Genomic DNA, 15,068 nt, shown 5'->3' with positions numbered 1-15,068 from the left:
GCAGATCACCCGCATGGCATCGAAGGAGTCACCGGAAACCACAGATGCCGCTGGCGGTCAGGGGAGCGACTCGCCGCACGTCAACGTCAGGCGGGCGTAGAGGTGGGCGTAGGTGGCCAGGTCGGGGAGCTGGGCCACGTCGCGGCGCGGGTCGGCGTGCGAGGGGCTGGTACGGGGGCCTAGGCGGACGGTGTCGACGCCGTGGGCGCGGAGGACGACACCGTCCGTCGAGCCCGTCCAGCCGGTGATCGGCGGGGGATCGACGCCGAAGGCGCCCCGCCAGGCCGCGCGGGCCGCCCGGACGATCGGGGCGCCGGACGGGGTCGCCGCGGCGGGATGGATCTCGTCGTGATCGACCTCGACCGCGCAGGTGGAGAGGGGCCCTCCGGCCAGGGCGGCGCTGAGGTCGTTCTTCAGAGACGCCGCGAGGACGGACGGGACCGCTCCGGGGACGGTCACCACGTAGATCCCAGCCTCCAGCAGGCCCGCGAACAGGTCGGGCTTGTCGGGGCGGCCCGCCACGAGCGAGCCGATTCCGGCGGCGGGGCCTACTTGGGAGGGCTGCGATGCGGCGGGTGTGCTGGACGCGGCGTAGCGGCGGCACCAGCGGTCCATGGCCTCGATCAGCGGGGCGGCGTGGGCGATGACGCCGCCGGGCGGGGTCGCGGACTCGCGCGCCAGCACGGCGCCGTACCCGCCCGTGACGCGTACCCGCAGGTAGAGGGCGCCGGGCTCCTCCCAGAGGAGGGTGGGCGGGCCGCCTTTGGCGACGATCGCGGCGGACGGGCGCGGGCCGTCCGCCAGGAAGTGCTCGACGCCGGTCGTCCGGGCCGCCGGGGACGCGCCGGTCAGCACGCTGCGGTGGGTGCCCGAGCCCGCCAGGAGCAGCTGAACGGGCGGGGAGCCCTCCGTGAGGGCGGCGGTCACGAAGCCGGCGAGGGCGGCGGCGGCCGGGGCGCGGGCGACGCCCAGGCCGAAGCCCTCCGCGCGGTCGCCGGTCACGGTCAGCGGGCCGGGGGCGTCGCCGCGGCCGGTGATCGGACGGTCCTCGGCGGCGTCGCCGCTGAGGGAGGTGTCCAGGTGGGAGTAGATCAGCGGCGCGCTGTCCGGGGTGCCCGGGACGGCGGCGTGCAGGCTCGCGCCGGTGGCCGAGTACCGCCGGACCGTCCAGGCGATCCGGGGCCACCGCGCCGAGCACCAGGAGGCGAGGTGCTCGGCGGCGGCGGCCTCGTGCCCGTACGGAGCCGGGACCTCGTCCAGGACCCGCAGGACCTGGACGATCGTCCGGATCAGAAACGGCCCCAGTCGTCGGCGGCGGGACGCCACACGTCGATGTTGCGCGGGTCGGGGCGCATCCGCCGGGCCCGGTGGGTCTCGTGCTCCTCCAGGGTGAAGACGCGGTGCCGGTCGCACAGCTCGTACCGGGGGCCGTGCGCGGGCTCGTGCATGTAGAACGCGATCGACGTGGACGCCGAGTGGTTGACCAGGTCGGACGCGATCGGCTCGCCCTTGTAGAGGGCGCGGGCACGGGCCCGCATGACGTGGTCGAAGCTCTTCATCGCGAAGCACAGGTGCGCGACGTAGTGCTCCTTGTTGTTCTGCAGGGCGAGGCTGTGGTGGTAGCGGTCCTCGCAGCGCAGGAACGTCGTGGAGCCGACGATGTGGTCGGAGGGCAGGAAGTTCAGCACCTTGGTGTAGAACTCCAGCGACTCCTCGTACTTGGGCGTCGCGATGAACGGGTGCACCAGGTCCACCGGCCGCAGCTCGGTCAGCGGCGGCTCGGCGTACTCGTGGAACTCGGTGAACAGCTCGACGACCAGGCCGTTGGGGTCGCGGACGGCGAAGCCCGCCTCGCAGAACCCGCGCTGGCGTTCCTGGAGTTCGAGGATCTCGTGCCCGGCGCCGGCGACCTGCTTCCTGAGCTGTTCGAGGACCTCCTCGTTCTCGACGCTGAACCCGACCGCCGAGGTGTGCCCGGTCTCCCGGTCCGGCGCGCTGATCAGCTCGATCGAGTGGTGCTCGATGTCGGCGCGCAGGTAGGCGTACTCGTCGGTGTGCTCTTCGAGCTGGAGACCCACGTGGTACTGGAGGAACTCGATCGTGCGGGCCATGTCGGGCACCTCGACACGGGCGTACTCCATGCCATAGGGGCCACGGGGACGGCTGGTGGACACGGCTGGGCTCCTGCTCTCGTCGCTCGTCTCGTAGGACACGATCGCCTGCTTGTCGACGACGGGCCGCCAGCGCTCGCGGACGAACCTCTCGTGCGACTCGCTCTCCAGGTAGGCGCGGAGGTCGGCGTCGGTGGCGAACTCGACGGAGAAGGCGTGCGTGAACGTCGAGTCGCGGGTGCTGATGTTGCGGCCCAGCGACCAGTTGCGCATCGCCGGGTAGCGGCCGGGGAAGGTCTCCAGCTCCGCCAGGACGGCCGCGGCGTCCTCCGCGGAGACGTCCGTCCGGAACCGGAAGGCCAGGGTGTGCTTGATCATCGCGGGCTCCCTCCGGGCCTCAGAGGATGAAGCTGAGCCGGCCGCCCGGCCGGAGCAGCTCGTGGCCGAGGACGGCGCGGCGCAGCCGGAAGCGCAGCCCCTCGCCGTCCACGACCAGCAGGTGGTCGTAGCGGCCGGCGTAGGGGTCGAACTCGCCGTCCCGCGCCCGGTGGATCAGGAACGCGGCGGTCACCCGCAGCAGCGCCGGGTCGTCGTGCTCGTGCAGCCGGACGTTGGTGACCATCCGGTGGGTGCGCGAGGGCGGGTTCTCCGCGTGCGCCTTGCGCGACTTGAGCCGCTTGACGCGGGCGCGCAGCAGGTCCCAGTCGTCGGTGACGAACGAGCCGGACGCGAACGCCGACTCGCCCTTCCAGTCGGTGGCCGGCACCTCGAAGCGGGCGCCGGGCTCGAACAGCGCCAGCCAGTCGTCGTACCGCCAGGCGTCGAGGATGTCGGCCTCCTCGTAGAGGAAGTCCTCCACCTCGGCCCGGGTGACCTCGCGTCCGCCCGCCTTGACGGTGCCCGTGGAGCGCGTCATCGGACGTTCCTCCCTTCGAGGAAGGCGGCGGGGCGCGGGCCGGTGGCGGCCAGGGCGTCCTCGGCGCCGATCGCCTTGATCCAGTGCCGCCAGAACCCGCGCATCGCGCCCTCGTCGATGGAGCGGCCCTGGACGCCCTTGACCTCGTCCACCATGCCGCGGGACATGTCGCTGAAGTCCATGCCGGGGCGCGGGTCGCCGGCGGTGGCCTCGATGCCGCGCTGCACGGCCTCGTACGCCTCGATGTCGTCGGGGGTGGCCAGGCCGCCGGGGCCGACGAAGCTGACCATGGTCTTCATCCGCAGAGCCCGGGTGTCCTCGTCCTCGCCGCGCGGCGCGAGCTGCCAGGCGCGGACGTCGGTGCGGCCGGCGGCGGCGGGTTCGAGCTGCCGGATCGACAGCCCTTCGAGGTCGAACAGCAGGAGGTTGGGGAAGACGAACAGGATGTGGCTCTCGTCGGCGACGTACCGGGCCCGCTCGGGGCCGAGCCGCTCGTCCATCTCGGCGCGGTGCGCCTCGGTGCGGCGCTTCTCGTCCTCGCCGAACCGCGGCTCCCACAGCATGCTGATCCGGCCGCCGTGGCCGGTGAGGACCAGCAGCGAGTGGCCGTTGCCGAGGTTGTAGGCGTACTGGTCGTCGTCGGTGACGGCGAAGCCGGTCTCGCGCAGGTAGCCGACGAAGGTGTTGTGCGTGGGGGAGAAGTGGTAGCCGTCCATGGCGTTCTCGACGGCGAGCTTCCAGTTGCCGCGCACGCTGTAGAGCTGGGTGCCGGGCAGCACCTCCATGCCGGCGGCGTGCTGCTCGCGGATCATCGTCATGTAGTCGGCGGCGTCGCCGAGGTACTCCAGCAGCGGCGGCACGTCCGGGTCGAACGCGACGAAGACGAACCCCTCGTGGATCTCCAGGCGGGGGACGGAGCGCAGCCGCATCGAGTCCAGGAAGCCCTCGCCGGCGGCCTCGTAGGCGTCCTTGCCGGGGATGGCGGCGACGTCGCCGTTATTGCGGAACGTCCAGGCGTGGTAGAAGCACTGGAAGAGCTTGGTGGAACCTTCGTTCTCCCGGCACAGGACCGTTCCACGGTGCGGGCAGGCGTTGAGGAACGCGCGCACGGTGCCGTCGGAGTCACGGCAGAAGATCAGTGGACGGCCGCCCAGCACGCGGGTGCGGAAGGCGTTCGGCTCGGCGACCTCGGTCTCGTGGCCGAGGTAGAGCCAGGTCCGTGCCCAGATGTGCGCGCGCTCCCGCTCGAAGATCTCCTCGGACCGGTAGGCGAACCGGTTGACGCGGAAGGTCAGCCCGTCCCAGTCCTCCACGATCAGCCGGTCCGGAAGGGACGCGCCCTGTGGCTCGGGCATCCGGCTCCACCCCCTCTCTAGAAACTTCCGTTTAACAATCCGAGATGGTGTCTCGCATTGTGACCAAGGTTCGCGTAGCCTGGAGATACTGTCAAGAGGCGAACGGGGATGTCCTGGACATTTGACGACCGCTATCCCAGTTGCCATGATTGCGTCTCGCATTAAGAGACGACATCGCGAGGCGCCGCGCGGTCGCCGTCCGGGCGCGTCGCGACCCGGGGGCCCAGGCTGGAGCGAGGGACACATGGCAACGAGGACCGCCCGGGACAACGGCGACGGGACCGAGACCGCACCGACCATCCAGACCGTGCAGCGCGCTGCGCTCATCCTGGACTCGTTCACGGTGAGCCGCCCGCACCTGAGCCTCAACGAGATCACCACCCGGCTCGGCGCCAGCAAGGCGACCGCGCACCGCTACACCAAGGCCCTGCGCGCGGCGAACCTGCTCCGGTACGACGAGCGCACCGCCCTGTACTCGCTGGGCCCGCAGGTGCTGACCCTCGCCGCCGCCGCCCGCGCCGCGCTGCCGATCGTCGCCGCCGCCGAGCCGTACATGGACCGCCTCGTCAAGGCGGTCGGGCAGACCGTCGTGCTGAGCATCTGGGACGGCGAGGCGCCGACCGTCGTACGGTCCGCCGACAACACCGACCACCTGATCAGGATCAGCGTCCGGGTCGGCTCCCGGCTCGACCTGACCGCGTCCGCCCAGGGACGGGTGTTCTGCTCGTACCTGCCCGCCGACCAGGTGCCCGGGCTGGCCCGGTTGATGCGCCGTACCCCGGACCTGCGCGAGGAGTGCGACCGGATCCGCGAGCACGGCCTGTCGGTCAACTCCCCCGCCGAGAACGGCGTGCACACCATCGCCGCGCCGGTCTTCGAGGGGGACGCCATCATCGCCGCCATGGCGATCGTGGGCACCACGGTGAGCGTGTCCCGCGAGGCGGACTCGCCGATGGCGCTGGCCCTGCTGGAGACCACCCGCGAGCTGTCGCAGCGGCTGGGCAACACGCACGCGCCCCAGGGCGCCGACGCGTCCTGACGGCCCGTCCCGGCCCGCCGGATGGGGCCTGACCGGCGGGGTCGGCGGGACGGGACGCGCGGGCGTCGGGTGGGCCGGCATGGTCAGGGGTGCTCGCCCGGCTCGTCCGGCCCGTCCGGCCCGTCCGGCTCGTCCGGCCCGTCCAGGTCGTCCACGTAGGCGAGGGACGGGGCGAAGTCGGCGCGCGGCGGGACGAAGATGTCGACGTTGACGCACGGCTCTTCCAGCGGCTCGATGTAGTGCTCCGCGCCCCTGGGCACCAGCAGCATGTCCCCCGGGCCCATCGGGTTCGCGACGCCGTCGACGTAGTAGTTGCAGCGGCCCTCGGTGATGAGGACGAGCTGGTCGAAGTCCTCGTGGCTGTGCGGGTTGAGGTCCATCCCGACCGCGAGCCGGTGGTGGGCGATCATCACCTCGTCGGTGGCGTAGACCTTGCGGCGCACCCCGGCGCGCAGCCGGGTCTCGGGGATGTCGTCCCACCCGATCACGCGCCCGTACAGCTTCGGGTTGCGGGGGGTCATGGTCGTCCTCCTCGGTCGTCGGGTGCCGGGTCGTGGGGTGCCGGGTCGTCGGGTGCCGGGTCGTCGGGTGCGGGGTCGTCGGGGGCGGCCGCCGCGGTCAGGCCGGCGGCCAGGATCTGCAGGTCCGAGCCGGTGACGAGGTAGCCTGCCCCGGCCAGGCCCTGGGCGGGCGCGGCGGCCCGGGACGGCGCCCAGCCGCCGAACGCGACGCCGCAGCGGCCGGCGGCGTCCCGGACCTCCGCGACGGCCGACCGCAGCCGTTCACCGCCCGGCTCGGCCCCGAGGCTCACCGCCAGGTCGGTGACGCCGACGAACGCGACGTCCAGGTCGCCGATCACGCACTCCCACGGCTCGTCCACGGCGGTCTCGATCTGCCCGACCAGCAGCGGCGGCTGGTCCCGTTCGGCGCTCAGCAGCGCGTCCAGGGCGCTCTGGCCCGGTGCTCCGGGGACGGCCAGCCCGAATCCGGCGGCGCGGTTGGCGAGGCTGACCGACCGGTCCCCGGCCGGGGCGAACCGCGTCGCCCGGACCAGGTCCCACGCCTGCTCGGCGGTGCTCAGCATGGAGAGCTGGAACCCGGCGGCGCCGTTCTCCAGGAGGCGGCACAGCAGCGGCGCGTCCACCTCGGGGACGCGGACCAGCGCGGGAAGCCCGCACCGGTCCGCATGCCTGACCAGCCCGATCGCGTCCGTCTCGGCCAGCGTGGAGTGTTCGAGGTCGACCACGACGAAGTCGAACCCGGCGAGGGCGCAGATCTCCACCACGTCGGGCGCGGGCAGCTTGACGAAGGTGCCGGTCAGGAGGCGGCCCTCGCGCAGCGCCGCGCGCAGCCCGGCCCGCGCCCGGTGAACGGAGGACGCGGGACCGGACGACGCGGGACCGGAGGACGCGGGACCGGAGGACGCGGGGCCGGTGGACGCGGGGCCGGGGGAGGTCATTCGGCGGGCAGGCCGCGCCACGGCACGGTGTCGACCGGCGCCCCGTGGTGCAGGACGAGGGTGGGCTCCAGCCGCGGCGCGGTGAGGGAGTTGCCCGCCGCGTCCGGGAGGACGACCTCCTCGGTCTCGGCGACGACCGTGACGTGCGCCGGGCCGCCGGCCTCCAGCCGCCCGTACCCCTCGCCGTCCAGGCCGAGCAGGGCGGCCGGGCGGACGGTGGCGCGGCCGACGGCCTCGGTGAACGGGACGCCGAGCGCGATCAGCTTGGACATGCTGGTCAGCAGGTCGAACACGGGGCCGCGCCAGTTGCGGGCGCTGGTGTCGGAGCTGAGGACGTCCGGCAGGAAGCCCTGGGCGATGGCCCGGCGCGCCACCTCGAAGCTGAGGTTGCTCTTGCCGTGCGCCGAGTCGAACAGGACGCCGCGCTCGCGGGCCGCCAGCACCTCAGGCAGGATCGCGTCGCCGTCCAGGATGCCGTGCGGCTTGCCGGTGTAGCAGTGCGCGACGATGTCGCCGGGGCGCAGGTGGTCCAGGACGACCGGCAGCGGCTCGGAGGTCTCGCCGATGTGCACCATCAGCGGCAGCCCGGCCTGCTCGGCCAGCGACAGCGACTTCTTCAGCAGCGTCTCCCACTGCTCGCCGACCACGTCCTCCGACAGCCGGATCTTGAAGCCGCGGACGACGTCGGGGTTGGCGGCGGCGGTCTCGAGCGCGTCGTCCACGACGAGGGTGTCGGGGTTGAGCAGCTCGCCGAAGCGGAAGTCGATCAGGCCGAGCACCGAGACGTTGAGGAAGTCCACGATGCGCATCTCGGTCGGCTCGACGACCAGCGTGCGGAACGCGGCGAAGGTGGAGGCCCCGGCGGTGCCGGCGTCGGCGGCGGCGACGACGCCGCGGCGCAGGTGGGCCTCCTCCGGGGGCGCGCCGACCTTGGAGACGTGCTGGAAGATGTGGGTGTGGCCCTCGACCAGGCCGGGCAGGACGCGCTGCCCGGTGACGTCGGTGACCTTCGCCGCGTCGGCGGCCAGGCCGGTGCCGATGGCGGCGACGCGGGTGCCGCTGATCGCGACGTCGAGACGGGCGTCGGTGCCGGAGGCGGGGTCGACGACCGTCCCGCCGGTGAGGACGTGGTCGTAGGCGGGTTGCTGCGCGCTGGTCATCGAGGAGGGCTCCCGATCGTGAGGGTGTCGGCGGATCCGGACGGGACGGCCGGTCCGGAGGGGACGGAGAGGGCGGAGGCCGCCGGGGCGGCGGCCTGCGTCGCGCCGGGCCCGGACGGCGCCGCGGGCCCGGACGGGGCGGCGGCGACGCGGTTGGTGAGCGCGAGGACGCCGTCGATCTCGACGCGCACCGTGTCGCCGGCGGCCAGGTGGACGCCGCGGTCCTGGCCGGTGCCGGCGGGCGTGCCGGTGAGCACGACGTCGCCGGGGTGCAGGGCGGCGTACCAGGAGATGCGGGCCAGCAGCTCGGGGATCGGGAAGATCATGTCCGCGCTGCTGCCCTCCTGGCGGAGCTCGCCGTTGACGAAGGCGCGCACCCCGATCGCGTCCGGATCGGCGATCTCGTCGCGGCTCAGCACCGAGGCGCCGAGGGCGGTGAAGCCGGGGAAGCTCTTGGCGAGGGTGGGTGCGGAGGTGCGGCGCATGACGTCGCGGGCGGTGAAGTCGTTGGCGGCGGTGACGGCCGCGACGGCGGCCCAGGCGTCGGCGGCCGAGGCCCGGTAGAGGGGGCGGCCGAGCACCACGGCGATCTCCGCCTCGTAGTCGGGCTCCGCGGTCCGGTCCATCGGCAGCGGCACCTCCGCGCCGGGCGCGGACACCGACGAGGGCGAGGCCAGGTACAGGATCGGCTCGTCGGGCGCGGGACGGCCGGTCAGCGCGGCCTTGCAGCGGTAGTTCAGCCCGACGCCCCACAGGCCGCGCGGCCTGCCGAGGGGCGCCAGCAGCTCCGGGCCCTCGTCCAGCGGGATGCGCCGGACGACCCGGCCGGCGCCGAGGGCGTCCAGCGCGCCGGTCTGCTCGATCACGGTGCCCGCGTCCGGGTGGGGCAAGTCCAGGACGGCGATCGCGCCGTCCTCGATCCGGCCGATGCCGTCCGGGGTCATCACAACATGCACGACGTCATCTTTCGATGCGAGATGGGTTGATGTCAAGAAATGAGAGACGGCATCTCACAATGCAAAATGAGCGCCGTGGAGCAGCCCGAGGAGGCGGCGCCGCCCCGCTCGCCGGGGCGGGCGTCCGCCGTGGGTTCCCGCGGTTCAGCGGCTGTTCGGGGTGTTCAGGGATCCAGGGTGGTCAGGAGGTGCCGCCGGACGCGGCCGTCTCTCCGGCCGGCCGGGCCGCCTCGATCTGCCGGGTGACCTCGCCGCTGTCCCAGTAGTCCACGCGGCGCGCGACCAGCCCGTCCGCGCCGACCCAGAACCGGAACACGCCGCGCACCCGCACGGGCACGTTCCCGGCCGAGACCAGGCGGAACGACATCCGGTAGGCCAGCACGGCCCGGACGTCCCGGACCACCAGGTCCTCGATCTCGTACCGGAGGCCGGCGAAGTCCGCCAGGAACCCCCCGAGCCGTTCGCGGTAGGCGGCGCGGCCGATGACGCCGCGGCCCAGCACCGAGGTGTGCTCGTTGACGAAGTCCTCGGCGACGCACCCGGCGACGGCGTCGGCGTCGTGCCGGTTGAGGGCGCCGAGGTAGCGCAGCACCGCCGCGCGGGTCCGTTCCTCGACCCGCGCCGCGGCGCCCGGACCCGCGACGGGGCCGGTGGACGGGTCCGTGGTCAGGACCGTCCTCCCCACTTGGCCCGGACCGTCTCGAAGACCTTCTGGTTGTGCGAGATCTCGATGACGTTGCCGTCGGGGTCCTTCAGCGCGCAGATGTACCCGACCGGGTCCGGCATGTCGCGCGGCTCCCAGTGCAGCGAGCCCAGCTCGCGGGCCCGCTCGGCGACGGCGTCCACGTCGGCGCGCTCGGGCACCTCGATGCCGATGTGGGCGAACGGGTGCAGCAGCCCCAGCTGGCCCCCCTTGTCCTTGTTGAACGACACCAGGACGAGCACGAACGGCGTCTCGACCTGCCCGTCGTTGGACAGCCAGACGCTCTCCCCGTCGGCGTCCTTGAAGCGTTCGAGCACCACCAGCGGGGTGAGCGAGGTGTAGAAGTCGATCGCCTTGTCCAGATCGCCGGTCGGCAGCGCCACATGCGTCCACCTCGCGCTGGTCAGTCCTCCGGTCACGTTGTCCTCCTCGGTAGGGGCGCCCGCGGGCCTCGTCGCCCCGGGCGGGTTGCGCGGCGGGCCCCCGTGGCTCCGCCGGACGTACGGGTCGGGGCCCCGCTCATGTCGTGCCCCGTTCGAACGCGGCGCCGAGCGCGCGCGGTTCTCGGTCCTTGGTGGCGAAGACCACCATCGCCAGCAGCGCGAGCAAGTACGGCGCCACGATCAGCAGCTGCGAGTTCAGCGTCACGCCGAGCGCGGGCAGCGCCAGCCGCATCGCGTCGGCGAGCCCGAACAGGGCGCAGCCGAGCAGCGTGCGGCCCAGCCGCCAGGCACCGAAGATCACCGCGGCGATCACGATGTAGCCGCGGCCGGCGGTCATGTTCTGGCTGAACGCGCCGACCTCGCCGACCGCCAGGTACGCGCCGCCGAGCCCGGAGAGCGCGCCGCACCACAGCAGCGCCTGGCGGCGCCGGCGGTTGACGTCGATGCCGGTGACGTCGGCGGCCTGCGGGGCCTCGCCGACCGCGCGCAATTCCAGGCCCCACCGGCTGCGCTCGACCAGCCACCAGGTGAGCGGGATCAGCCCGATCAGCAGGTACGCGGGCCAGCGTTCGACGAACAGCGCCCGGCCCACGATCGGGATGTCGCTCAGCACCGGCACGTTCACCTGCCACACCTGGTGGCCCTCGAACGCGTTGGTGGTGATGAGGTAGCTGGTCAGGCCGAGCACCAGCGTGTTCAGGACGAGGCCGACCACGAACGTGTTGATCGCGGCGCGGTGCGACAGGTTGCCGTGCACGAACCCGAGCACCACCCCGATCGCCATGCCCGCGACCAGGCCCACCGTGGCGCTGCCGGTGGCGGACGCGACGGCGACCGAGCTGAACGCGCCGCCCAGCATCATCGCCTCGACCGAGATGTTGACCGTCCCGGCGCGTTCGGCCAGGTACTCGCCGCAGGCGGCGAACGCGAGCGGCACCGTGAGCCGGGCCCCGCTGGCGAGGATCGTGGAGAGGTTGTCGAGAGCGCTCACAGGGCTGCCTCCTCGGGAACGCGGGCCGGGGCGGCCTGCGCGGACGCCCGGCGGGCCTCCTTGCGGCGCCGGACCGCGGCGACGGCCACCGGCGGGATGACGAAGGCCAGCACCAGCAGCGACTTGACCACGTCCACCAGGAAGGCCGGGACGCCGGTCGCGGCCAGGAACCCGCCGCCCGAGCGCAGCACGCCGAACAGCAGCGCCACCGGGATCGCCAGCAGCGGGCGGTTGCGCGCGACCAGCGCGACGAGCAGGCCGTCCCAGCCGATGTTGGTGGAGATGCCGGCCTGGAGGCGGTTGGTGCCGACCGGGCTGGTGAGCAGGATCGCCCCGGCCAGCCCCGCGAACGCGCCGGACAGCGCGAGCGCGGCGCCCGCCATCGCGGCGACCCGCACCCCCGCGTGCCGGGCGGCGCGCGGGTTCAGGCCCAGCATGGTCAGCCGGAAGCCCCAGCGGCTGCGCGCGATGAGCACCGCGATCACCACCGCCGCGAGCAGCGCGATCAGCAGGCCGCCGTTGATCTGGAGGTTCGGGTACTGCCCCAGCGAGCCCAGCAGCGCCCCCTCGGGGAGCTTGTTGGACTGCGGGGAGACCGTCGCGTTGCCCAGCCGCGTCTCCTGGAGCAGCCAGGGCGTGGTCACGGCGAACGCGACGAGCTGCTGGGCGAGGAACGTCATCAGCAGCGTGCTCACGACGATGTTGACGCCGCGCCACCGGTGCATGAGCGAGCTCAGCCCGGCCCACGCCCCGCCCGCGACCATGGCCGCGACCAGCGCGATCAGCAGCAGCGCCGGGCCGGGGACGGCGAGCCGCAGCGCGACCCAGGCGCCGGCCAGGGCGCCGATCAGCAGCTGCCCCTCCTGGCCGAGGTTGAACACGCCGGCCCGGGTGCTGATGCACGCGCCGACCGCCACCAGGAGCAGCGGCGCCGTGTACAGCAGCGTGGAACTCCACGCCGTCGAGCCGCCGAGGCTGCCCTCGAACAGCGCCCTGACCGCGTCCGACGGGGACCCGCCGGTGGCGGCCACCAGCAGGGACGACAGGACGAGGGCGACGGCGACGGCGAGCACGGTCGTCCCGGCCGTGGGCAGCCCGCCGCCCAGGCCGCCGGGTTCGAGGTAGGTGATCAGGCGGCGGCCCGGCCCGTCCCCGCCCCCCTGCTGGGGCCTGGGCGCGGATCCGGCCGGCGCGGCCTGCTTCGTCCCGCTCACGCGGCCACCCCGCCGACGAGCATCCCGAGCCGTTCGGCGCTGGCCTCACCGGTCTCCAGGACCCCGGCGATCCGGCCGCGGGAGATCACCGCGATCCGCGACGCCAGCGCCATGACCTCCTCCAGCTCGGTGCTGATCAGCAGCACCCCCACACCTCCTGACGCGGCCTTGCGCAGCCGCAGGTACATGTCCTCGATCGCGCCCACGTCCAGGCCGTGGGTGGGCTGGGCGGCGACCAGGACGGCCGGGTCCGCGGACATCTCGCGGGCCAGCACCACCCGCTGCTGGTTCCCGCCCGACAGGCTGCGGACGGGCGCGTCCAGCGACGCGGTGACGATGTTGAACTCCTCCGCCAGGCGGCGGGCCGTCTCGCGCATCCTCCGCCGGTTGACCAGGCCCCGGCCGGTCACGGAGTCGAGCGACTTCATGACCAGGTTCTCGGCGACGCTCATGTCCAGGACCACCCCGGAGGCGTGCCGGTCCTCGGGGATGATGCCGAGCCCGGCCCGGTGCAGGGCGCCGGGCCTGGCCGGATCGACCGGGGCGCCCCGCACTTCGACGGTGCCGGACACCGGCTCGACCAGCCCGGACAGCAGGTCGCCGAGCGTCGCCTGGCCGTTGCCCTCCACCCCGTACAGGCCGACGATCTCGCCGGGGGCGACGTCCAGGCCGAGCCCGTCCAGGAGGGTGACGCCGTCGGTACGGACCACCAGGTCGCGGAGCCGCAGCGCGGGCGGCTCGTCCCCGGCGACCCCGGCGACCCCGGCCCCCTCGTCCGGGGTCGCCGCGCCGTCCGGTTCCGCCGCGGCGCCCTCCGCGGCCCGCCGGGTGGCGGTCCGCTTCGCCGGGCGCCGCTCGACCGGCAGCATGCCGAGGGCGGCGGCCTCGGCGCGCAGCGACACCTCCCGCCCGACCATCTGCCGGGCCAGTTCCTGCGCCCCGGTGTCGGCGGTCGCGCTCTGGAACACGACCCGGCCGCGGCGCAGCACCGTCACCCGGTCGGTGGCCGCGGTGATCTCGGCCAGCTTGTGGCTGATCAGGATCACCGCCCGGTCCTCGCCGGCCACCACCTCGCGCAGCACCGCGAACAGCTCGGCCGACTCCGCCTGGGTGAGCACGGAGGTGGGCTCGTCCAGGATGAGCACCGACGGGTCGCGGCGCAGGCACTTGATCAGCTCGACCCGCTGCCGCTCCCCGGCCGACAGCCGGGCCACCGGCGCGAGCGGGTCGATCGGCAGCCCGTACCGGCGGCCGACCTCCTCCACCTGTGCGCAGGCCAGCGCCCGGTCGATCCTGCCGGTGTCGCCGAGGATGACGTTCTCCCACACGGTGAGCGGCTCGACCAGGCTGAAGTGCTGGTGCACCATGCCGAACCCGAGCGACACCGCCTCCTGCGGGCTGTCGATCTCGACCTCGCGGCCGTCGTGGTGGATCGAGCCGGCGTCGCGCCGGACCAGGCCGAGCAGGATCTTCATGAGGGTGGACTTGCCGGCGCCGTTCTCGCCCAGCAGCCCGTGGATCTCGCCCCGGTGCACGCTGAGGTCCACGCCGTCGCACGCGACGACACGGCCGTAGCTCTTGCCGATGCCGCGCAGGTGCAGCGCGGGCGTCGGCCGGTCCAGGTCCCCCATGTCAGCCTCCGAGCCTCTTCACCTCGGCCGCGGCGTCGATCTTCCCGCTCGCGATGTCCTGCATGTACGCCGTGACCTGCTTCTGGCGCTCGGCGTTGCCGTCGCAGAACTTGACGGTCGGGTACGGGTCCTTGCCGATCGTCCAGACCTTCTCCACGCCCATGGCGAGCTTGCCGTCGGCGAACTGCTTCAGCGCCTCGGTGAAGTAGTCACCCGGGCTGAACAGCACGGAGATGTCGAACTTGGGGCTGGTGGACGCGCACCGGTCGGTGCCCGGGGTGAGCGTGATCAGGTTCTTGGTGTTGGCGAGCGCGGTCGCCGCGTCCGTGGAACCGCCGAGGTAGGGGTAGACGACCTGCGCGCCCTGGTCCATCTGGGCCTGGACGGCCTCCTTGGCCTTGGCCGCGTCGTTCTGGTCGCCGGCGTAGGTGGTGGTCACGGTGGCGTTGGGCACCACCGAGCGGACACCGGCCTTGAACGCGCGGGCCGCGGCGAGGGTGAAGTCGGCCTCCATGCCGGTGACGAACGCGGCCTTGGTGGCGCCGCGCTCCTTCATCATGACGCCGGCGGCGTACCCGGCGGTCAGGATGCTCTGGTCCGCCTTGTCGGTGGACAGCATGATCTTCGGGGTCTGCTGGATGTTGCCGGACGTCGGGACGTACCAGGCGGTCTTGGCGCAGACGGCCTCCTCGGACGCGGGGATCGCGTCCTTGAGCTCGCTCGCGCCGAGCGCCACCATGTCCACCTTCTGCTGGCAGAGGGCGCGGGCCGCGCTGAGCGCCTCGCTGACCGGGACGCTGCCGCGCTTGATCACGGTCCAGCCCTTGGACTTGGCGAACGCGTCCGCGCCGTCCACGAAGCTCTGGTAGTAGCCGTTGTCGTTGATGTCGCCGGGGCTGAGCACGCCGATGACGACCTTGCCGTCGCCGTTGACGTCGGGCTCGCCGGGCAGCACGCCGGTCGCGGCGCCGCCGCTCGCGGTGGTGTTGTTTCCTGCGGTGGCGTCGTTGCTGGCGCAGCCTGCCAGGGGCAGCAGCGTGGCGCAGGCGATCGCCGCGCCGGCGAGCCGCACCGCTCTACGGTGGTTCAC

General features: G+C 73.3%; 15 protein-coding genes. 1 reads left to right on the top strand and 14 read right to left on the bottom strand.

From position 1 onward, the window contains the following. Positions 1 to 57: 57 nt before the first annotated feature. Genes IW256_RS33020 through IW256_RS33005 form a run of 4 tightly spaced genes read right to left on the bottom strand, consistent with a single transcriptional unit; the run spans position 58 to position 4,382 of the window. Positions 58 to 1,326 (bottom strand): hypothetical protein, encoded by a 1,269-nt coding sequence (locus tag IW256_RS33020; RefSeq protein WP_197014669.1) that lies wholly within the window; start codon positions 1,324 to 1,326, stop codon positions 58 to 60. Then, positions 1,290 to 2,489, bottom strand: a complete 1,200-nt coding sequence (locus IW256_RS33015) for a Dabb family protein (RefSeq protein ID WP_197014668.1) — start codon at positions 2,487 to 2,489, stop codon at positions 1,290 to 1,292. Before IW256_RS33015 ends, IW256_RS33020 begins: the two co-directional genes overlap by 37 nt. Positions 2,490 to 2,508: 19 nt before the next feature. Next, positions 2,509 to 3,027 carry an aromatic-ring-hydroxylating dioxygenase subunit beta gene (locus tag IW256_RS33010; RefSeq protein ID WP_197014667.1) on the bottom strand — a complete coding sequence of 173 codons (519 nt, stop codon included), beginning with the start codon at positions 3,025 to 3,027 and terminating at the stop codon, positions 2,509 to 2,511. Continuing rightward, positions 3,024 to 4,382: an aromatic ring-hydroxylating oxygenase subunit alpha gene (locus tag IW256_RS33005; protein WP_197014666.1), complete on the bottom strand. Its 1,359-nt coding sequence runs from the start codon at positions 4,380 to 4,382 to the stop codon at positions 3,024 to 3,026. Before IW256_RS33005 ends, IW256_RS33010 begins: the two co-directional genes overlap by 4 nt. A gap of 244 nt (positions 4,383 to 4,626) precedes the next feature. Between IW256_RS33005 and IW256_RS33000 the strand changes: the two genes are divergently transcribed. After that, positions 4,627 to 5,421, top strand: coding sequence for an IclR family transcriptional regulator (locus tag IW256_RS33000; protein WP_197014665.1), 795 nt, complete (start codon positions 4,627 to 4,629; stop codon positions 5,419 to 5,421). A gap of 83 nt (positions 5,422 to 5,504) precedes the next feature. Here IW256_RS33000 and IW256_RS32995 read toward each other — a convergent pair whose 3' ends face one another. The 10 genes from IW256_RS32995 to IW256_RS32950 form a co-directional block, all read right to left on the bottom strand. Next, positions 5,505 to 5,942: a cupin domain-containing protein gene (locus IW256_RS32995; protein ID WP_197014664.1), complete on the bottom strand. Its 438-nt coding sequence runs from the start codon at positions 5,940 to 5,942 to the stop codon at positions 5,505 to 5,507. Continuing rightward, entirely contained in the window at positions 5,939 to 6,880 is a 942-nt protein-coding gene (locus tag IW256_RS32990; protein ID WP_197014663.1) for an HpcH/HpaI aldolase family protein, read from the bottom strand. Before IW256_RS32990 ends, IW256_RS32995 begins: the two co-directional genes overlap by 4 nt. Beyond that, positions 6,877 to 8,040: an amidohydrolase family protein gene (locus IW256_RS32985; RefSeq protein ID WP_197014662.1), complete on the bottom strand. Its 1,164-nt coding sequence runs from the start codon at positions 8,038 to 8,040 to the stop codon at positions 6,877 to 6,879. Before IW256_RS32985 ends, IW256_RS32990 begins: the two co-directional genes overlap by 4 nt. Continuing rightward, the gene (locus IW256_RS32980) at positions 8,037 to 8,996 is read right to left on the bottom strand and encodes a fumarylacetoacetate hydrolase family protein (protein WP_197014661.1); all 960 of its coding nucleotides are present in this window, start codon (positions 8,994 to 8,996) and stop codon (positions 8,037 to 8,039) included. Before IW256_RS32980 ends, IW256_RS32985 begins: the two co-directional genes overlap by 4 nt. A gap of 181 nt (positions 8,997 to 9,177) precedes the next feature. Then, positions 9,178 to 9,681, bottom strand: a complete 504-nt coding sequence (locus tag IW256_RS32975; RefSeq protein WP_307829263.1) for a nuclear transport factor 2 family protein — start codon at positions 9,679 to 9,681, stop codon at positions 9,178 to 9,180. Continuing rightward, positions 9,663 to 10,118, bottom strand: a complete 456-nt coding sequence (locus IW256_RS32970) for a VOC family protein (protein WP_197014660.1) — start codon at positions 10,116 to 10,118, stop codon at positions 9,663 to 9,665. The genes IW256_RS32975 and IW256_RS32970 overlap by 19 nt, the downstream gene beginning before the upstream one ends. 100 nt (positions 10,119 to 10,218) lie before the next feature. After that, positions 10,219 to 11,133, bottom strand: a complete 915-nt coding sequence (locus IW256_RS32965) for an ABC transporter permease (RefSeq protein ID WP_197014659.1) — start codon at positions 11,131 to 11,133, stop codon at positions 10,219 to 10,221. Further along, a complete protein-coding gene (locus tag IW256_RS32960; RefSeq protein ID WP_197014658.1) occupies positions 11,130 to 12,347 on the bottom strand; it encodes an ABC transporter permease in 1,218 nt (405 codons plus the stop codon). Before IW256_RS32960 ends, IW256_RS32965 begins: the two co-directional genes overlap by 4 nt. Then, on the bottom strand, positions 12,344 to 13,978 hold the full coding sequence (locus IW256_RS32955; protein WP_197014657.1) for an ABC transporter ATP-binding protein: 1,635 nt from the start codon (positions 13,976 to 13,978) through the stop codon (positions 12,344 to 12,346). The genes IW256_RS32960 and IW256_RS32955 overlap by 4 nt, the downstream gene beginning before the upstream one ends. Before the next feature lies 1 nt (position 13,979). Continuing rightward, positions 13,980 to 15,068: a BMP family ABC transporter substrate-binding protein gene (locus IW256_RS32950; RefSeq protein ID WP_197014656.1), complete on the bottom strand. Its 1,089-nt coding sequence runs from the start codon at positions 15,066 to 15,068 to the stop codon at positions 13,980 to 13,982.

Origin of the sequence: Actinomadura viridis, from assembly GCF_015751755.1 — a bacterium.
GTDB classification, from domain to species: domain Bacteria; phylum Actinomycetota; class Actinomycetes; order Streptosporangiales; family Streptosporangiaceae; genus Spirillospora; species Spirillospora viridis.
This window is presented reverse-complemented; position numbering and strand designations above follow the sequence as displayed.